This is a genomic window from Pseudomonas sp. Pseusp88 (assembly GCF_047303955.1).
Lineage (GTDB): Bacteria > Pseudomonadota > Gammaproteobacteria > Pseudomonadales > Pseudomonadaceae > Aquipseudomonas.
Genome location: NZ_JBGLYM010000033.1, coordinates 20,052 through 38,567 on the forward strand (window position 1 = coordinate 20,052; position 18,516 = coordinate 38,567).

Consider the following 18,516-nt stretch of genomic DNA (forward strand, 5'->3'; position numbering starts at 1 on the left):
TGTTTTCAACGCTGCATAACCGAGCGCAGATACATTTCGTACCGAGCCTAGAATTGATCAAAAGCACGTCTGCCTACAGCTTATCCAGCCACCGAAGAATGAAGCGGTTGCCCTCCGGGCGATTTTCCGCCGTGCTTTCGAAATAGAGATTGGCATTCCAGCGTGCAATCGCTCAACTGACAGAGCCGCACAAACCGAATATCCATTGGCACTCCGCGACGTGATGACAGTCTGTCTCTACACTGCCCGCAAGTCCTATGGAGATCGCCATGATTATCGTCCACCACCTCAATAACTCCCGTTCCCAGCGCGTGCTCTGGCTGCTGGAAGAGCTCGGCCTGCCCTACGAGATCAAGCGCTACGAGCGAGATCCGCAGACCAATCTGGCGCCGCCGGAGCTCAAGGCCATCACGCCGCTGGGCAAATCCCCGGTGATTCAGGACGGTCCCCATACCCTGCTGGAGTCGGGCGCCATCCTTGATTATCTTATCCGCCGCCATGGCGAAGGGCGCCTGCAGCCTGATCCGACGACTGCCACCTATGACGAGTACGTGCAATGGCTGCACTTTGCCGAAGGCTCGGCGATGCTGCCGCTGATGCTCAACCTCTATGTCAGCCGCCTTGGCGAGGCCGGGGCACCATTAAAGCCGCGCATCGACGCGGAAGTGGCCAATTACCTGGGCTATCTGGACAGCGCCCTTGGCCTGAGTCCCTATCTGCTCGGTGATGAATTCACGGCGGCGGATATCCAGATGAGCTTTATCGGTGAAATCGCCAAGGCTTTTGGCAAGCTGGCCAGCTATCCCAATGTGGCAGCCTGGGTAGCACGCTTCCAGGCGCGCCCGGCCTACAAACAAGCCATTGAGCGAGGCGGCGAATACAGCTTTGCCCGTTAGTGGCTGATAGCGGACTCACAGCCGAACGTCAGGCAGTACGGGCGCAGTGCTGACAGGTCGCCGAGCAACTGCTGCAAGGCGGCCGACTCAAAGTGCTCAGTCATCGCCCGGGCACATGCCCAATCGCCCCGGATCAGCCAGGTATTGGCTCGCTGCGGATCAGGGCACAGGCCATAGCCGATACAGTCGGGGATGGCGGCCAGGACCTTAAAGGTTTCTTGCAGTGCCTCGGCCAGGGCAATGCCCTGATCAGACCGTAACTGCACAATTATCTGATGGCTGACCATGGAGTCGCTCTCTTGCTCGATTCTCGATGGTGCCTATTTTGCGGCGGTTAACGCACGGGCAAAACTCGCGTTTGCTTACGTCCGCCATAGGGTGCTCGGCTCAGCAAAGCCGAGGGTTGGGCGGGCAAGCGCCGCGATGGCCTGGCGTCTTATTCACATTTTTGCCGTCGCAGCGCATTCCGAGTCGGTTCAGCTATGGGCGCCGATACCGCCAAATTCCAGGTCCACACGCTGACTGATTTGCTCGGCCGTCAGATCTTCCTTGTGTGTAGCCATGAACCAGACGATACCGTAAGGATCACGCAAGACTCCGCTTCGATCTCCATAGAAATGATCGGTGGGTGCGCTGATCTCCACAGCCCCGGCCTGTATTACCCTGGCGAAACGCGCGTCGACATTGTCGACATACAGGTGCAGCGCTACGGCACCTGCCCCTGCGCCAATCGGCGAGCCCGGCAGGCGATCGGCAACCATCAGTGACGAATCGCCAATGCGCAGTTCAGCGTGGCCGACCTTGCCTTGAGCGGTAAACACGCTAAAGGTCTGTTCGGCACAAAACGCCCTGACATAGAAATCGATGGCTTCACTGGCATTGTCACAGGCAAGGTAGGCAGTAATGCCGTGGGGCCGTTTCGGTAGGGATTTGACAGTCATTATGTGAACCTCCTGGTTGATGTGACAGGCTCGCGCACGCCCGACAATCCTCCACAGCCACTTACGATGCGCCAGCATGTTCACTAATAGGTATAGGCGGTTTCGCGGCAGATACACGCTCGAGCCTTCAACTATTTCCTTACGGAACCTGCGGCAATAGACGAATGCTTCAACTTCTTGAAAATCTGGCTATATATCCTGCCCTCAAGCCCTGCCAAGCCACTAATCTGCGCGCTGTCGTTAAGGGTTCCAAGACCGGATTTGACCATCCGGGCTCAGGAGCCACGTGAGTTGGAATGAGTTTGTGTGGGAACCGGCTTGCTGGCGATGGCGCCAGATCGGTCACCGATACTGTCGCGAATTTTTCCACTAGGTCGCCACCAAGGCCGCCCCCCCCCATGCAAGTCCGTTAGAGGGTGTAAGAAATCCCCACCTGCACCGTACGCGGCGCACCTGGATAAGCGTAGATATTGCCGAACGCGCCTTCCTCATAGTCGCGATTAAACAGGTTCTTCACATCAAGATTGAGCCGAACCTTGTCGTTGACCTTATAGAAGCCGAGCAGATCGACCACGGTATAGCTGCCCATGGAGAAAGCCGTATTGGCGGTCTGCCCGGCGCGCTCGTCGACATAACGACCGCCAGCGCCCAGGCCGAGACCACGCAGGGCGCCGTCCTGGAATTCGTAGACGTTGAGCAGGCTGAAGCTGTTGCGCGGGATATTCAGCAGGCGAGTGCCGGACTCGATCACCTTGTCCTTGGTCACTTCGGCGTCGACATAGGCGTAGCCCCCGATCAGGCGCCACTGCGGTGTGAGGTTGCCGGTAACGTTGAGGTCCAGGCCACGGCTGCGCACTTGCCCGGCGGCGATGCCGAAGGTGTTGTCCACGGGGTCGGTGGTCAGCACATTGCGCTTATCGATCTGGTAGATCGCCGCATCAACGCTCAACTGGCGGTCCAGCGCCTCCCACTTGACGCCCATCTCCACGGACTTGCCCTTTTCCGGCTCAAACCCACCGCCCAAGCGGCTGGCGCCGGTGTTGGGCTTGAACGAACGAGCGGCATCGGCATAGATGGCAACGGTATCGGTCAAGTCATAGGTGATACCGACCCGCGGGGTCACGGCGTTGTCGCTGGCGCTCCAGTTGCGGCCTCCGGTCACGTAGGTCTGGTAATCGTGCTCGAAGCGCTCGAAACGTGCACCGGCCAATACTTTCAGGCGCTCGGTCAGAGCGACCTGATCCTGCACGAAAGCGGCATAGGTCTTGAGGTTTTCCCGGTCATCGGTCGGGGTTCGAGTCAAGGCGGGGCGAGCCTGGCCGTAGGTCGGGTTATAGATATCGGTGGTATAGGCCGTCACCGCACCGCTGGAGCGTTGAATGATCGAGGTGTAGTCATAACTCTCGTATTCCACACCGGTCAGCAGGGTGTGCTCCAGACCGCCCGTAGTGAAGTGCCCGGTGAGGTTGAGCTGGGTGTCCTTGTCGGTCCACTCAAGCTTGCGGTAGTTGAAGTTGCGCCCCAGGGTCCGACCGTCAGCAGCCAGGCCGTTGGCTTCGATGGCATTGCCCTGCAAGGTGCCGTCGAGCCACTGGAAGCCGCCGCCCAGGGTCCAGTTTTCATTGAGCATGTGCTCGAAGCGCAATTGCGCCATGTTGTTGTCGTTATGCAGCTTGCCCACATCCTTGTCGCCGAAGAACGTCGAGCGCGATGCGGTGCCGGTCTGGGCGGGATAGCGGGTCAGGCCACGGTCCAACGGGTGATTGTTGCGCATGAAGTCGCCTTCGAAAACCACCTTGGTGGCGTCGTCGACCTGCCAGCTTAGCACCGGGGTCACACCGTAGCGTTCGGTCTCCACATGATCGCGGAAGGTATCGCCGCCCTCACCCACCACATTGACGCGATAACCCAGGCGGCCCTGCTCATCCAGCGGCCCGGACGCATCCAGGGTGCCACGACGCATGCCCTGATCATCCAGTTGGCTGCCCAGGGTGACGGTACGTTCTGCCAGGGGTTGCTTGGACACCACGTTGAAGGTGCCGCCGGGGTCGCCACGGCCATAGAGCATGGTGGCCGGGCCGCGCAGCACCTCCAGGCGCTCGATGGTGTTGGCATCGGGCATGTTCGGGTAACCACGGTTGATCGGGAAGCCGTTGCGGTAGAACTCACCGGTGGTGAAGCCACGCACGGTAAAGGTGGTCAGGCCCTGACCACCAAAGTTATTGGCACGGCCGACGCCACCGGCGTAATCCAGGGCATCCTGCAAGCGGGTCGCGCCAAGGTCTTCCACCACATCCTTGGTCACCACGCTGATGGACTGCGGAGTTTCATGAATTGAAGTATCGGTGCGCGTCGCACTGGCCGAACGGGTGGCGCGGTAGCCCTTCACCGGACCCTGGGCGGTTTCATAGTCCTGCGTGCCGACAATATCGATGGCTTGCAACTCAAGGCGGGATTTGTCGGCGGCGGCCTCTTCAGCCAGGGAAAACGGAGAAAACGCTTGCAACACGCAGAGGGAAAGCAGAGTACGACGCATCGTGGAGTTGCCTTGTTGAAAGAAGCAGGACGAATGGCATACAAGCCAAAAAATGGACGCGAATGGTATGCCATAACATATGCGAATGACAATATTTCTTATTTGTCACTTTCAAATGAAATCGGTCAGCTTTTTCAATCAGGTCATGTCCGCAGTCGATCTACAGGGCCTTGGCCGCCCCCAGCAGAAACGAGCGCACCACCCGCTTGTGTATCGGACTGATTACCGCGATATAGGATCGGCCCAAGGTGTTATGGCAGTGCACCACCGTGGAAACCACCACTTCCCGCCCCCGCCCTGACGACTGCTGCCGGATCAGCACCGACAACTGGAAATCCAGATGGCTGTCCTGCTCACCCAGGACAATCTCGTCCGGCGTGCGCTGAAGGATGCGGAAAAAATCGATATGTTCGAAGCCCTGGGCCACCGAGGCATCGCGCAGCTGCGCCGACGTCTTCACTCCGAAAACACTCATGATCCGGTCCCTGGCACGCATCAGCCCGTGGAACCACGGCGCCGGACTGCTGAGGATCAGCCGCGCCAGATCCTCGGCATTGCCGTTGAAATGCGCGGGCAGCGGCGTGGCAAAGGCATCGGCCAGGTGATTCGTCTTGAAGGCAGAACGAACCAGGCTGTGCTCGGGCACGGCCACGGCGCTGACCAAGGGGGTGGGCATGCTGACTCCTTAGAAAATGCTTGAATCCGAAATCTAGCATGTCAGCTTGAGATACATCGTCAGCTGAACCCACTTGATATCGTGGAGCCGCTCGACGCTCAGGAATGACCCGCAGCAAATCCGGGGTTGAAGGCCATGGCGTTCCCGTACGACACTTCGATGCCCTGCTGCATCTGGACCAGTGGCAAGCCCTGGCGGCGCGACTCAAGGCGGCGGGCACCGAGTTCATCATCGAGCCGTATATTCGCTTCAAGGGCGAACCCGGCGAGCAGGCCACCATATTTTTCCTCGTTCCCAGTGGCAACGCCCTGGAATTAAAGGCCTTTGCCGACCTGAGCATGCTGTTCGCAAAATAGAGCGAGATTGAAATGAAACGTTGGAATATCGCGATAACCGGCTTTGGCTCGATTGGCAAAGCCGTGGCGCAGATCGTTGCACAGCGCCAGTCGCACTATCAGACGCGCTACGGCGCAGATGTACGGGTGGTCGCGGTATGTGGCTCACGCGCCGGGCTGATCGACCCGCGGGGGCTGGCCCTCGACGGCGAGGCGCCTGTGACCTTGCAGGCAGGCGTGACCGGTGACAGTTTTCTGCAGAATGCTGGCGCTGATGTACTGATCGAGGCCGGCCTCACCGACTACGAAACCGGCGGCGCTGGTTACCGTTACATTCGCGAGGCGCTGGGCCGGGGCATGCACGCCATCAGCATCTCCAAGGGCGCCCTGGTCTTCGATTACCCCGGCCTGGCGGAACTGGCGCGCAATAACGGCGTGCAGTTGAAGATCAGCGGTGCCACTTCAGCGGCATTACCGACCATCGACCTGCTGCAATACAACCTGGCCGGATGCCGGATTCTCGAGGTCGAAGGCATCGTAACCGCCACCAGCAACTTCGTTCTCAGCTCGATGATGGACGGCCGAAGCTTCGACGATGCCGTGGCCGAAGCCCAACGCCTGGGCATGGCCGAGCCCAACCCGCGCTTCGATGTCGAGGGCTGGGACACGGCCTGCAAGATCAATATTCTGGCCAACGCCGGTTTCGGGGCGAACCTCGGGCTGCACGATATTCCGCGCGCGGGCATCGAGCAGATTTCAGCGGCCGATATCGCCCGCTGGAAGTCCGAGGGCGTGGTACCCAAGCTGGTGGGGCGTATCGACAACCTTGGCGATAGCCTGCGGGCCTCGGTGGAATTGCGCACCTACGCTCTGGACGATCCGTTTGCCCAGGTCAGCGCCAAAATGAAGGCCATTCGGGTCCGCACCGACATCATGGGCGAAATCATGGCCATTGGCGTCACCAGCCCGCTTGCCACCGCTGCGGCGGCCCTGAAGGATTTCGAACACCTGTTGATGGCAAGCAGCCGCTAACCCACTTTCTGGAGTCACCATGCGCGTCCACGTCCTGCAACACGTGCCCTTTGAAGACCTGGGCAATATCCAGTCCTGGCTTGATGAACGAAATGCCCGCATCAGCTACAGCCGCTTCCATCAGTCCGCCGAGCTGCCTGAGCTGGAGTCCATTGACCTGCTGATTGCCCTGGGCGGACCGATGAGCGTCAACGATGAAATCGAGCTGCCTTGGCTGGTCGCGGAAAAACGCTTTATTGCCCAGGCCATCCAGCAAGGCATTCCCATGCTGGGCATTTGCTTGGGGGCGCAGTTGATCGCCTCGGCCCATGGCGCTCGGGTCTATCCGGGGCTGGAGAAAGAAATTGGCTGGTTCCCCATTACAGCGTCCGCCCCTGCGCCGGACTGCTTCAGTTTCCCGGCCAGCATCGAAGTACTGCACTGGCACGGTGAAACCTTCGACCTGCCAGCAGGCGCCACGCGCCTGGCCAGTAGCGCAGTGTGCCCGAACCAGGCGTTCCAGCTCGGCCCACGGGCGATCGGCCTGCAGTTCCATATGGAAATGAACCGCGCCAGTGTCGAGGCAATTCTGGCGCATTGCGCTGATGAGCTGGTGGCCGGCCCTTACGTGCAGACCGAAGAAACCCTGCGTGCCACGACGGACGAACGCTATAGCAACGTCGAGCCGCTGATGCATGAGGTGCTGGCGTATCTCACCCGGCCTTGAGCTGAACCTAAAAGGCATCGCGACGGCCCAACCTGTTTACCCTTGTACAGGAGACAGACCATGGACAGACAAGCGCTGCGCGAAGCCTATCAAGGTTATATCGATTGCCTTAACCGTCAGGACTGGCCGGCCCTCGGTCAGTTCGTCGGCGAGCAGGTTCACTACAACGGCAAACTGATCGGCCTCGACGGTTACCGGCACATGCTCGAAGGCGACTTTCGTGCCATTCCCGATTTACGCTTTGTCATCACCCAACTGATTGCCGAGCCGCCTCACATTGCAGCGCGGCTCAGTTTTGACTGCACACCGGTGGGCGAGCTGTTTGGTTTGCCGGTGAATGGGCGGCGGGTGCAGTTTGGCGAGAATGTGTTCTATGAGTTCAGCGACGGCAGGATTTGTAACGTGTGGTCGGTGATTGACAAGGCGGCGATTAAGCAACAATTGACATGAGATATACACATTAAGCCAATGATTTTATTTGAATTTATAAACCAATACTCCTTAACAGAATGCATAGTTCTTGTAGGAGCTGGCTTGCTGGCGGTAGCTGCATGACAGGCGACACCCTCGTTGCCCGACCTGACGCTATCGCCAGCAAGCCGGCTCCTACGGGTCTCATTTCAACTCGATAGATATAAATAAATACCTTATAATTCAATAGGTTAAATCAATATTTTAACCTAATATCTCACCACTATGATCCGCCTCCCCACGCTTTCAGTAGCCACTGGCAGGCACACGATCTTTATCAATCCCGCGTTTGCGCAATAGCCTGCGAATGACGATCACCTGGGCGGGCAGCGCCGTTTCATCGCCGAACAGCAGGTAGAGGCGAATACCCGGATCGATGGCAAAAGCCGCTGGCAGGGTGCGCCTCGCTGATTTCCAACCGCCCCCCCACCTGAGCGCAAGCGGCCCAAACCGAAAGCGGACCGTTGTCACCGTCCAGGACTAAGTCGAGACCCAGGGCCGCCGGGCAGGCTGCCATCGACAGCCGGGATAAAAGACCGGATAGCGGAGCCCGGCCATAAGATTGTTCAATTCAGCTCGGACAGGGTGATGGTCGGCACATTGACCTTAGGCTCAGAGTGACCTGAGCGCTCCGCCAGGTAGCGGGCTGGCGGTTTGCCCACCGCCTTGCGGAACATGGTGACGAAACCGCTGGCATTTTCGTAACCCAGTTCCAGCGCGACCGTCTGCACGCTGTCACCCTGAGTCAGGCGTTGCAACGAGAGGATCACATGCAACTGGCGGCGCCAGCGGCCGAAGCTCAGGCCAATTTCCTCCAGCAGCAGACGGCTCATATTGCGCTCGCTCATGCCGATACGGCTGGCCCAGTCGGCCATGCTGGTTTTGTCGCAGGGTTCAGCCAGCAGTTGCTCGGCCAGGCGCCGCAGGCGCGGGTCCCGGGGCATGGGCAGATGCAGGTCCTCCACCTCGGCCACCGCCAGTTCATCGAGCAGAGTCGCGATCAACCGCTCCTCCCGGCCGCCCGGCGGGTAGAGCTCAGGAAATTCCGCCGCCTTGAGCAGCAGCTCCCGCAGCAGCGGCGATACCGCCAGGGTGCAGCAGCTTTGCGGCAGGTCCGCAGCGGCAGCGGGCTCGACGAACAGGCAATAGCACTCGGTCCGCCCGGAACCCCGGGATGAATGTGCCAAGCCGCCGGGAATCCAGACTGCACACTGCGGCGGCACAATCCAGACGCCTTCTTCGGTCTCGCAATTGAGCACGCCACGCACTGAATAGAGCAGTTGCCCCTTGCGGTGCTGATGCCGAGCGTATTCCCAGTCCTGGGACACCATCGACGCGCTGAGGGCTGAAACGGCACGGGGAATGCTGTCGACATCGCGGGAGTGGGACAGCTCCAGGGAAGTTGGCATTGACAAGATCGTGCACTCGATATTTGGCTGGATTGCGAAATAGTGTGGCTAGATTGTGCAATGACGTCTAGCCGCAAGGCGATTATCTTGGCATTGCTAATCGAAATCACTCGCAGCAGGTTATGCCATGCCAATCACTGCCATCAATACCGTCGCTATCCACGGCATCCCGGGACAAGCCGCGCCCCTGCACGCCCGCCTGCAACAGCTGCTGGAAGTACTGCTCCGCCACTCCGGCTGTGCCACTTACGGCCTGATCCGCAGCCATGAGGATGACAATACCTGGATCATGACCGGTTACTGGTACTCGGCCGCGAGCCTGATCGAGCACCTGAACATGCCGTGCCTTGGGGCGTTGTTCGAACTGACGGCGGACAGGCTGGCGACTGGTCTGCGGTTTGCGACCTACCGGATTGCGGATTCAGCGTCATCTTGAACTTGAATGACATTCTGCAGGAGCTGCCGCGATGTCCCTGGCATCGCGCAGTTGCGCAACAAACAATGCCTCGCTCCCGCCAGCTCCTGCAGCCTCATTTCAACTCGGGATAGATCAGATCCCCTGCCCACCCGACACTTCGATCCGTTGGGCATTGACCCATCGATTGTCTGCGGACAACAGGCTTGCAATCATCGGCCCGATATCGTCCGGCACACCGGCGCGTCCGAGGGCGGTCATGTCGGCAAAGATCTTGTTCACTTCAGGGTTGTCCCGCACGGCACCGCCGCCAAAATCTGTCTCGATGGCGCCCGGAGCCACGGTATTGACCGTAATCGCGCGACTGCCCAGTTCCTTCGCCATATAGACCGAAAGGATTTCCACCGCGCCCTTGACCGCCGCATAGGCGCCACAACCCGGAAAGGATACGCGGGTCAGGCCGGAGGACAGGTTGATGATGCGCCCGCCGTCGGCAATCAACGGCAGCAGCGCCTGGGTCAGAAACAGCACGCCCTTGAAGTGCACGTCGACCAGGCGATCGAACTGCGCCTCAGTGGTATCGGCGATCAAGGCGTAGTCACCGTGACCGGCGTTATTGATCAAATGATCGAAACTGTCGCGCTGCCAGGTGTCGCGCAATGCCTTGCCCAGGCGCTCGGCGAACTGGGCAAAATCGCTGACCTTGCCGGTATCAAGCTGCAAGGCCACAGCATTACGGCCAGTGCGGCGGCCTTTGCCGTGGGTTACGAGAGCGTCTCCCAGTTCACCCGGGAGTACAGCCGCATGTTCGGCCTGCCGCCGGTCAAGGATGCCCTCGCCTTACGGCAGAACGCTTAGGGGGACACTTACAGGGGGCAGGACGCCATTGGCTGACCATCGCTGTCCTCGGTCAAAACCTGCGCCGTCCAGCCTTCGGCAAATACCAGGTCGTAACGCTCTACCAGAGACTCAATGACCAGACAGCGCTCCCTGGCCTCGGCTGGCGTGCCGTCAATCACGGCATAAACAGCGCGATCTTCGACAGAGTATTCAGGCGGATGGGCAAGGTCGCCCTCACTTTCCAGTACCTGCGTCAATAACAAAGCATTGCGCGCCGACTCATCTGCGCTGACAGCAGCCGCTGCGGCGCCCGCCTGCTGCGCGCTCGTCAGCGCCAGAAAACAACTTATCACTACGGCATAGGTACGCTTCACTTCCCGGCTCCTTATTGGCGATGGCGGATACTAAATCATGATCCGGGGCGCAATCATTCTTTTGATCGATATCCACTGTAGAAAAAATGAATTTCTCGAATGGGTGGCCGGTCGACAACTATGTAGGCAATAAATCTGATGAGGTAACAGTCATGACTATCCACGCAGATACACTTGCACAACTTACCGAAGCGCTTCAGGAGCGTGGTCTTTATCTGATGGCAGACGTGCACTTTACCCGTGCGCCGTACCGCCACAATCATCGCTGGGTGTGTGCGGTGGAGTAACGACTTACGTTGCCAGGCCCTGGATAAACGCCAGGAACCGCCGTGTCTTGGCTGACGGATGAATACGCGATGGATACAGCGCATATAACGTGAAGCGTTCATCCGGCCAGTCCGGAAAAAGGTTCACTACTTGCTGTTGGGCCAATAACGCTTCGGAACCAAAAGCCATGATCTGGGCGACGCCATAGCCGCTGACGCACAACTCGTGCATGGTGCGCACATCGTTAAGGGTTATCTGACCTTCGACCGGCACTCGCACTACGCTGCCGTCGCGATGAAACTCCCAATCGAAGGGCCGACCGGTTTCCGGATCGCGAAACTGGATGCAGGCATGTTTCAACAAGTCCCTGGGGGTTTGTGGCTGGCCGTGTTTCTTCAGATAAGCCGGTGAAGCGACGGTAAGAATCCGCGTATCGAACAGCGGCCGGGCAATCAGGCTGGAGCTGCGCGGCTCACCGAAACGCACGGCCAAGTCGAATCCATCGGCGACCATATCGCCCATGCGGTCACGGCTGACCAGCTCCAACTCCAGCTCCGGGTGCTCGGCCATGAAGGCGCCCAGTTGCGGCCCCAGCAACAGACTGGAAAACAGCGGATCAACATTGACCCGCAAACGCCCGCGCACCGCCCTCGCCCCCTGTGATGCCGAGCTGGACACCTCTTCCAGTGCGGACAATAACGGCACGATCTGCTGATGAAACCGCCGACCTTCATCCGTCAGGGTGACCGAACGCGTGGTGCGATCAAACAGACGAATTCCCAATCGCGCTTCAAGTCGAGCGACTGAGCGGCTGACGCCGGGTGGTGACATGTCCAGAACCTGGGCGGCGGCGGCAAAAGTGCCGGTATCAACGATGGCGGTAAAGACCCCCACGCCATTGAGGACTCGTTCGTCGAACGCCATGATTAGTGCTCTTTTGTAACCTATGAAGTGACACCCATGCTATCGATGGATCAATACCATCACAACATACTGGCCTCCACGCGATATCCCAGCGTTATTCGAGGAGAGTGTTCATGTATGTCATTACCGGTATTACAGGTCAGGTGGGCGGTGTCGTCGCTCGTAATGTGCTGGCACAGCAACTGAATGTTCGGGCCGTGGTGCGGGACGTGCAGAAAGGTCGGGCATGGGCCGCTCAGGGTTGTGAAGTGGCGTTGGCCGATATGAACGATGCCTGCGCCCTGACCCGCGCCTTTGCTGACGCCGAAGCAGTCTTCGTCCTGCTGCCACCGGTTTTCGATCCATCGCCGGACATGGCCGAAGCCCGCGCCACTATCGAAGCCTTGTATCAAGCCCTGCACGCCAGCCGACCGCAACGCGTGGTGTGCCTGTCCACCATCGGCGCCCAGGCCAGCCAGCCCAATCTGCTCAATGCCCTGGGCCTGATGGAACAGCGCCTGGGTGAACTGCCGATGCCGGTGACCTTCCTGCGCGCAGCCTGGTTCATGGAAAACTTTCTCTGGGATGTCGCCAACGCCCGGGATGCCGGGGTGCTTTATAGCCATCTGCAGCCGCTGGATCGCCCTGTGCCCATGATTGCTACGGCGGATATCGGCGCGCTCGCCACCGACTTGCTGCAACAGACAGTGACGGCCAACCGCGTCGTCGAACTGGAAGGCCCCGAACATTGCAGCCCCAACCACGCCGCCTTCGCCTTCAGCCGCCTGCTTGGCCATACCGTCCAGGCCCAGACCGTCCCCCGGGAAACCTGGGAAGGTGCCTTTCTGGCCCAGGGTATGAACAACCCGCTGCCACGGATGCAGATGCTCGATGGCTTCAATGAGGGCTGGATCTGCTTTGAAGGTCAGCCGCTGAAGGGCACGACGTCGTTGGAGACGGTGTTGCAGGAACTGCTCACACGCGCTTGAGACCATCCCGAGCACCAGATTCAGACCGCTGCTACAGGACCACCGCGCCATGCTGCTGGCCAATACGTTGGCTTCTGCCTGCGTCTTCACCGGAGAACCACCATGAACACCCAATCCACCGCCCTGATCGTCGGCGCCTCCCGTGGCCTGGGCCTCGCCCTGGCCGAAGAATACTGCCGCCGCGGCTGGCAGGTGATCGCGACCTCACGCGGCCCTTCAACCGGTCTTGATACCCTCGCCCGGCACTATGGCGATGCCCTGGACATCATGAGCGTCGATATCAACGACCTGCCATCGGTACAAAGCCTGCGCACCAACCTTGATCATCGAACCCTCGACGTGCTGTTCATCAATGCCGGTATCTGCCGGGCCCACGAGCAGAACGCCGCCCAGGTGGACGAGCGCGACTACCTGGATATGTTGCTGACCAACGCCCTGGCGCCGACCCGGGTGCTGGAGCTGTTCCATGACAGGGTCAGCCCGCAAGGCGTGGTCGCGGTGATGTCGTCGGAGCTGGGCAGCATCGCCAATAGCAACGGTTTCTGGCAGCTGTACAGCTCCAGCAAGGCGGCCCTGAACATGCTGCTGAAAAGCTTCGCAGCTCGCCATCCCGACGATACCCGCGCCCTGCTGGCCATTGCGCCGGGTTGGGTGCGCACCGACATGGGTACGCAAAACGCCGCATTGAGTATCGACCAGAGCATCCCGCTGGTGGTGGATCTGGTAACGCGCAAGGCCGGGGTGGCGGGGTTGAACTTTGTTGATCGTTTTGGCAATGAGCTGCCGTGGTAACCCCCAGACATCCTCCCGCTGGAGAACGCCGCTTCCCTTGGCCCAATCGTGCGCCTGCCCGGCTCGATTGACGCCAGTTGGATAAAAAGAACAGCCCAACATTAAGGGAACCTGAAGCGCCCTCCCCCCCGGCGCTTCGCCTCGACCTCCAATAAAACGGGAACCCACTATGACCAAGGCAAAACCAAGTCTGGCCTGGCAGATCGTCATCGGCCTGCTGCTGGGAATCGCTGTCGGCGCATGGCTCAATCATTCCGGCACCGATAAAGCCTGGTGGATCGGCACGGTATTGCAGCCCGCGGGTGAGCTGTTCATACGCTTGATCAAGATGATCGTGATTCCGATTGTGATCTCCTCGCTGATCGTCGGTATCGCCGGGGTTGGCGACAATCGTCGGCTCGGGCGCATCGGCATCAAGACGCTGCTCTACTTCGAGGTCATCACCACCGTGGCGATCATTGTCGGGCTGGTGCTGGCCAATCTGTTCCAGCCTGGTCACGGCATCGACATGAACCAATTGGGCACGACGGACATTTCCCAATATGAGAAAACCACCAGCGAGGTTCAGGCCAACCATGCCTTCACCTCGACGCTGCTCAATCTGGTGCCGAGTAACGTGTTCGCCGCCATGGTACGTGGCGATATGCTGGCGATCATCTTTTTCTCAGTGATGTTCGGCCTCGGCCTGGCCAGCCTCAAGGATGAATTGCGCCTGCCCTTGGTCAGCGTGCTGGAGGGTGTATCGCAAAGCATGTTCAAGGTCACCCACATGATCATGGGGTATGCGCCCATCGGTGTTTTTGCGTTGATTTCAGTGACCATCGCCAACTTCGGCTTTGCTTCACTGTGGCCGTTGGCCCGTCTGGTGGTGCTGGTTTATGCGGCAATCGCCTTCTTCGGCCTGGTGGTGCTGGGGCTGGTGGCACGTTTTTGTGGCTTTTCTGTGATTCGACTGATGCGCATCCTCAAGGCTGAGATGATCCTGGGCTACTCAACCGCCAGCTCGGAAACCGTGCTGCCGCGCATCATCGAGAAGATGGAGGCCTATGGCGCGCCGCCCGCCATCAGTCGCTTCGTCGTACCGACCGGCTATTCCTTCAACCTGGACGGCTCAACCCTTTATCAGAGCATTGCGGCGGTGTTTATCGCTCAGCTGTACGGTATTGACCTGTCATGGGGCCAGCAGCTTACCCTTGTGCTCACCCTGATGGTGACATCCAAGGGCATCGCCGGTGTGCCGGGGGTATCCTTTGTCGTGTTGCTGGCGACGCTGGGCAGCGTCGGTATTCCCCTCGAAGGGCTGGCATTCATTGCCGGTGTCGATCGCTTGATGGACATGGCCCGCACCGCCTTGAATATTGTTGGCAATGCCCTGGCCGTACTGGTCGTCTCGCGGTGGGAAGGCCTGTACGATGATGCAGTCGGCGACCGCTACTGGAAATCCCTGTTGGTTCCTCAGGCCTCGCGCGAACAGGCACTGGCACCATGAACTAATTTAGAGAGGTCGCTGTAATGGCCCATGTTTCGCCCAAATTCAGCGATACGTCGGCGGACGTATTTCGCTTCGAGATCAGCGAAGGCAGCGGCTATGTTCAGGACTGGCACTCCCATGACTGCCATATGCTGCTGTTGCCTCGCCTGGGCGGCTTGTTGCTTTCAACTGAACTAAACGCCACGCCGGTGCACCTCTCGCGGCAGTCGTTTTCCCTGGTCCCCGCCGACTTCGATCACTCGACCCAGTCGGCGCCGGGGCGGGAGAAACACGTGGCGCTGTATATCGACTCCGATTACATCCGTCATCAAGGCACGCTCGCCAGCAACGGTCGCTTCGACGAGCAGACCCGCCGCTCCGGTCTCTGGCAGGGCAGCGACACGCTGGACAGTATCCTGCGCCTTCACGATCAGCTGGCCCAGGTCTCGTCCGCCGAGGCCTTCCAGCGACAACTGCCTCATCTCAATCACCTGCTGTTCGATGAGTGCGTCCGGCTCATCACCCACCAAGAGTGCGCGCCCCTGCCAGATGAACGCCAGCAGCACGCATTGCTGGTGCGCGATATCCAGCGCTATGTGCAGAATCACCTGCAGGACGATCTGAGCGTGGATGTGATCGGCTATCAGTTTCACTTGTCGCGCAGACATCTGACGCGGCTGTTCCGTGAGTTCGCCAACGAGACCCTCGTCGACTTCACCAACCGCACCCGGGTCGAAACTGCAGCCCGGATGATTTCCAGCACAAGGCTATCCATTCTCGATGTCAGCCTGGGGGTGGGCATTGACTCGCCGTCCTATCTGGCCCGACTGTTCAAACGCTATCTGGGCATGCTCCCCAGCGAATTGCGCAAGGGTCGTTGAGGCGATGGCCCAAATGTACGCTTGTACGACCCGATCCACTTAGAAGCCTCGCAGCCTGCCACCCACAATCGACCCCGTCTCCCAGCTCCGCAGGAGCGTTTCGAGGTCAACCATGAAAGATGTACGCGTTGTAGAGGTGTTCAAGTCAAGCCTGGGCGGTGGTAACCCGGCACCCATCGTGATTGATGCCCAAGGCATGAACCCCGAGCAGATGACAGCCATTGCCAGGGCCTACGGTCACGAAAGTGGTTTTGTCTTCCCGGCGCGGGACGGTAACGACTACCAGTTTCGTTTTTTCGTTCCGCTGCACGAAATGAGCATGTGCGGCCATGCCACCATCGGCACCGTCTGGCTCATGCACACCCTCGGCCTGCTTGATCGCCGCCAGTTGTCCATCGAAACCCTGAGCGGCACGGTCAGCGCGTTTGTCCATGACCATGGGGATCACAGCGAGCATGGACCCTTCATCGAGATATCCCAGCCGCAGGGCATGGTCACAGCGATCGACAAACCCCATCTGCGCGAGCAAATCATCGACGCCATCGGCCTGAGCCCCGACGACCTGCTCGACCTGCCGATCCTGAATGCGTCCACCAGCCGGGTGAAGACGCTGATCCCCCTCAGGGATCCACAGCGCCTGGATGCCGCACGGCCGGACTCGGCCCGGATCGAGGCCCTGTGCCAGGCTCTGGATTCAACCGGCTTTTACCCGTTCTGCCCGCATCCCGGCCGGCCACGACAGTTCGACAGCCGGCAGTTTCCCAAAGCCTCGGGCTACCCGGAGGACGCCGCAACAGGCATCGCCGCCACTGCGCTGGCCTTCGGTCTGCTCGAATACGGCCTGATCAAGGCCGACGCTACACCCGTGTTGATTCATCAGGGCCGTGCCATGGGCTGCCCATCGGATATCCATGTGCGTTTCGACCTGGACCCGACCCGAAATCCCATTGCCTGTTTCGTCGGTGGCTACAGCGCTTTCTCCCTGGACCAACAGCCACGGGAGCATGCTCATGCGCGATAAACCGCAATGGCTGCCCATGAGCCAGATAAGCCCGCCTTACCGGGACAGGCTCGCGGCGCTGTATCCTGCCCCACCCCGCAGCTTTGTTGTTCCCGATTATTTTCAGCTGAGTGTGCTCGACGGCGATCTGCTGTGGGTCTCGGGTCAGGTGCCACGTTTCGAGGACGAAATCCACTACACCGGCATCGTCGGTCAGGACCTGTCCATAGAACAGGCGCAGGATGCCGCCCGGCTGTGTCTGGCCAATTTCCTGTCGATTGTTGCAGCAGCCTGTGATGGCGACCTGGATCGCATCAGGCAAGTGGTGCGGATCACAGGCTACGTCCGCAGTAATGCGTCCTTCGGCGCACACTCGGAGGTGATCAATGCAGCATCCGCGACATTGATCGAACTGCTCGGCGAGCGTGGCCGACACGCCCGCTCGGCCATCGGCGTGCACTCCCTGCCGGGAGGCGCAGCCGTGGAAATCGAAGGCGTCGTGCGGCTTGCGGGCCCCTTTAACGAGCAGACAGCAATGCGTCTTTGAGCCAGCGATACAGGTTCAGCCCCTCCCGTGAAAGCTCACCGTCAGCGCGGCGACACAGGTAATACGCGCGCCCGTCGTCCAGGCTGTGCTCGAACAGCCTGACCAACTCACCACGCTGCTGCAGCGGCCTGACCAGGGGTTCGCGCAGCAGCACGCAACCCAACCCGTTCAGGGCCGCCGTCAGGGCCAATTGCCCATCCTCGAACAACAACCCCCGCAACGCTCCCGGATGGCGGACCCCGGCGCTCTGTAGCCACTGACTCCAGGTGCCACGCTCTTCATCGTGCAGCAACGGCAGGTCAATCAGGGCCTGGGGTGATTCGATGGGACCGTGGCGTTGAAGAAACTCACGGCTGCACCAGGCCGTGACCGCCCCGCAAATCAGCAGTTCACTGTGATACCCCGGCCAATGCCCGGTGCCAAAGCGAATGGAGATATCCGCCGCATCGCTGGGATAGCTGCGGTGATTGGCATAGGTGACATTGACGTCAACCCCCGGATTCTCGCCAAGGAACTCGCCCAGGCGCGGAATAAACAGGTTAATGCCAAACATGGGGATCAGGCTGATGGTGACCTGACGCGTAGCCGTTTTCTCCCGAACATGCTCGGTGGCGCTGCGCAGTACCGCGAAGGCTGAGCGAATGGCCCGGTAGTACTCGCGACCGTCCTCAGTAAGGATCAGGTTTCGCCCCTGGCGCGCGGTCAGGGCCTGGCCGAGAAACTCCTCCAGCAAGCGCAATTGATGGCTGATGGCCGAGGCTGAGATCTCCAGTTCCCGCGCAGCCGCATTGACACCACCATGCCGGGCGAAGGCTTCAAAGATGCGTACGGCGCGCAGGGGTGGATCGCTATCAAGCTGTTCTGTTTTATTCATGTATTGAGCATAAACGCTAGGTTAAAGCTTGAAAAGTAACCTTTTAGCTTATTCATCGCGCCTTGTTCGCTTGGCTTATTGATATCCACCGACAATTATTGATAAATACAGAACAAACGAGTGGCAACCCCATAGTTATAGGCGGCAGCCCTGTACCTGAC

The 18,516-nt window shown here is 59.6% G+C and carries 20 protein-coding genes and 1 pseudogene; 12 read left to right on the plus strand and 9 right to left on the minus strand.

Features of this window, described 5'->3' with window-relative positions; translation table 11 throughout:
* The first annotated feature begins 269 nt into the window (after positions 1 to 269).
* Positions 270 to 896, plus strand: a complete 627-nt coding sequence (locus tag ACCD02_RS27270) for a glutathione S-transferase family protein (RefSeq protein WP_413308901.1) — start codon at positions 270 to 272, stop codon at positions 894 to 896.
* Here ACCD02_RS27270 and ACCD02_RS27275 read toward each other — a convergent pair.
* The 4 genes from ACCD02_RS27275 to ACCD02_RS27290 form a co-directional block, all read right to left on the minus strand.
* Positions 893 to 1,183 carry an antibiotic biosynthesis monooxygenase gene (locus tag ACCD02_RS27275; RefSeq protein WP_413308903.1) on the minus strand — a complete coding sequence of 97 codons (291 nt, stop codon included), beginning with the start codon at positions 1,181 to 1,183 and terminating at the stop codon, positions 893 to 895. The genes ACCD02_RS27270 and ACCD02_RS27275 overlap by 4 nt on opposite strands.
* A 189-nt stretch (positions 1,184 to 1,372) precedes the next feature.
* Positions 1,373 to 1,837 carry a VOC family protein gene (locus ACCD02_RS27280; protein ID WP_413308904.1) on the minus strand — a complete coding sequence of 155 codons (465 nt, stop codon included), beginning with the start codon at positions 1,835 to 1,837 and terminating at the stop codon, positions 1,373 to 1,375.
* 409 nt (positions 1,838 to 2,246) lie between these two features.
* Positions 2,247 to 4,373: a TonB-dependent siderophore receptor gene (locus ACCD02_RS27285; RefSeq protein WP_413308906.1), complete on the minus strand. Its 2,127-nt coding sequence runs from the start codon at positions 4,371 to 4,373 to the stop codon at positions 2,247 to 2,249.
* A gap of 160 nt (positions 4,374 to 4,533) precedes the next feature.
* Positions 4,534 to 5,049, minus strand: coding sequence for a DUF2867 domain-containing protein (locus tag ACCD02_RS27290; RefSeq protein ID WP_413308908.1), 516 nt, complete (start codon positions 5,047 to 5,049; stop codon positions 4,534 to 4,536).
* A 125-nt stretch (positions 5,050 to 5,174) separates the two neighbouring features.
* Between ACCD02_RS27290 and ACCD02_RS27295 the strand changes: the two are divergent.
* The 4 genes and pseudogenes from ACCD02_RS27295 to ACCD02_RS27310 all read left to right on the plus strand — a co-directional run.
* Positions 5,175 to 5,405, plus strand: a pseudogene (locus tag ACCD02_RS27295) (VOC family protein); the annotation flags it as partial.
* Positions 5,406 to 5,417: 12 nt separating this feature from the next.
* On the plus strand, positions 5,418 to 6,416 hold the full coding sequence (locus tag ACCD02_RS27300; RefSeq protein WP_413308910.1) for a homoserine dehydrogenase: 999 nt from the start codon (positions 5,418 to 5,420) through the stop codon (positions 6,414 to 6,416).
* Between the two features lie 19 nt (positions 6,417 to 6,435).
* A complete protein-coding gene (locus ACCD02_RS27305; protein ID WP_413308912.1) occupies positions 6,436 to 7,122 on the plus strand; it encodes a type 1 glutamine amidotransferase in 687 nt (228 codons plus the stop codon).
* Between the two features lie 60 nt (positions 7,123 to 7,182).
* Positions 7,183 to 7,572 carry an ester cyclase gene (locus ACCD02_RS27310; RefSeq protein ID WP_413308914.1) on the plus strand — a complete coding sequence of 130 codons (390 nt, stop codon included), beginning with the start codon at positions 7,183 to 7,185 and terminating at the stop codon, positions 7,570 to 7,572.
* 587 nt (positions 7,573 to 8,159) lie between these two features.
* Here the strand turns inward: ACCD02_RS27310 and ACCD02_RS27315 are convergent.
* Entirely contained in the window at positions 8,160 to 9,002 is an 843-nt protein-coding gene (locus ACCD02_RS27315; protein ID WP_413308916.1) for an AraC family transcriptional regulator, read from the minus strand.
* 127 nt (positions 9,003 to 9,129) lie between these two features.
* On the opposite strand from ACCD02_RS27315, the gene ACCD02_RS27320 reads away from it, so the two are divergent.
* Entirely contained in the window at positions 9,130 to 9,438 is a 309-nt protein-coding gene (locus tag ACCD02_RS27320; RefSeq protein WP_413308917.1) for an antibiotic biosynthesis monooxygenase family protein, read from the plus strand.
* A gap of 114 nt (positions 9,439 to 9,552) precedes the next feature.
* Here ACCD02_RS27320 and ACCD02_RS27325 read toward each other — a convergent pair whose 3' ends face one another.
* The 3 genes from ACCD02_RS27325 to ACCD02_RS27335 all read right to left on the minus strand — a co-directional run bounded on the left by ACCD02_RS27325 (position 9,553) and on the right by ACCD02_RS27335 (position 11,822).
* Positions 9,553 to 10,248 (minus strand): SDR family NAD(P)-dependent oxidoreductase, encoded by a 696-nt coding sequence (locus ACCD02_RS27325; RefSeq protein ID WP_413308967.1) that lies wholly within the window; start codon positions 10,246 to 10,248, stop codon positions 9,553 to 9,555.
* A gap of 35 nt (positions 10,249 to 10,283) precedes the next feature.
* Positions 10,284 to 10,631 (minus strand): hypothetical protein, encoded by a 348-nt coding sequence (locus ACCD02_RS27330; protein ID WP_413308919.1) that lies wholly within the window; start codon positions 10,629 to 10,631, stop codon positions 10,284 to 10,286.
* A gap of 291 nt (positions 10,632 to 10,922) precedes the next feature.
* Positions 10,923 to 11,822 (minus strand): LysR family transcriptional regulator, encoded by a 900-nt coding sequence (locus ACCD02_RS27335; RefSeq protein ID WP_413308921.1) that lies wholly within the window; start codon positions 11,820 to 11,822, stop codon positions 10,923 to 10,925.
* A 113-nt stretch (positions 11,823 to 11,935) separates the two neighbouring features.
* Between ACCD02_RS27335 and ACCD02_RS27340 the strand changes: the two genes are divergently transcribed.
* From ACCD02_RS27340 to ACCD02_RS27365, 6 genes are all read left to right on the plus strand, one after another.
* A complete protein-coding gene (locus ACCD02_RS27340) occupies positions 11,936 to 12,790 on the plus strand; it encodes an NmrA family NAD(P)-binding protein (protein ID WP_413308923.1) in 855 nt (284 codons plus the stop codon).
* A gap of 102 nt (positions 12,791 to 12,892) precedes the next feature.
* Positions 12,893 to 13,582 (plus strand): SDR family NAD(P)-dependent oxidoreductase, encoded by a 690-nt coding sequence (locus tag ACCD02_RS27345; RefSeq protein WP_413308925.1) that lies wholly within the window; start codon positions 12,893 to 12,895, stop codon positions 13,580 to 13,582.
* Positions 13,583 to 13,751: 169 nt separating this feature from the next.
* On the plus strand, positions 13,752 to 15,071 hold the full coding sequence (gltP, locus tag ACCD02_RS27350) for a glutamate/aspartate:proton symporter GltP (protein ID WP_413308927.1): 1,320 nt from the start codon (positions 13,752 to 13,754) through the stop codon (positions 15,069 to 15,071).
* A gap of 23 nt (positions 15,072 to 15,094) precedes the next feature.
* Complete coding sequence (locus tag ACCD02_RS27355; RefSeq protein WP_413308929.1) at positions 15,095 to 15,934, plus strand: helix-turn-helix domain-containing protein; 840 nt, start codon at positions 15,095 to 15,097, stop codon at positions 15,932 to 15,934.
* Between the two features lie 112 nt (positions 15,935 to 16,046).
* The gene (locus tag ACCD02_RS27360) at positions 16,047 to 16,955 is read left to right on the plus strand and encodes a PhzF family phenazine biosynthesis protein (RefSeq protein ID WP_413308931.1); all 909 of its coding nucleotides are present in this window, start codon (positions 16,047 to 16,049) and stop codon (positions 16,953 to 16,955) included.
* The gene (locus ACCD02_RS27365) at positions 16,945 to 17,481 is read left to right on the plus strand and encodes a RidA family protein (RefSeq protein ID WP_413308933.1); all 537 of its coding nucleotides are present in this window, start codon (positions 16,945 to 16,947) and stop codon (positions 17,479 to 17,481) included. Before ACCD02_RS27360 ends, ACCD02_RS27365 begins: the two co-directional genes overlap by 11 nt.
* Here the strand turns inward: ACCD02_RS27365 and ACCD02_RS27370 are convergent.
* Positions 17,453 to 18,355: a LysR substrate-binding domain-containing protein gene (locus tag ACCD02_RS27370; protein WP_413308935.1), complete on the minus strand. Its 903-nt coding sequence runs from the start codon at positions 18,353 to 18,355 to the stop codon at positions 17,453 to 17,455. The genes ACCD02_RS27365 and ACCD02_RS27370 overlap by 29 nt on opposite strands.
* Between the last annotated feature and the right edge of the window lie 161 nt (positions 18,356 to 18,516).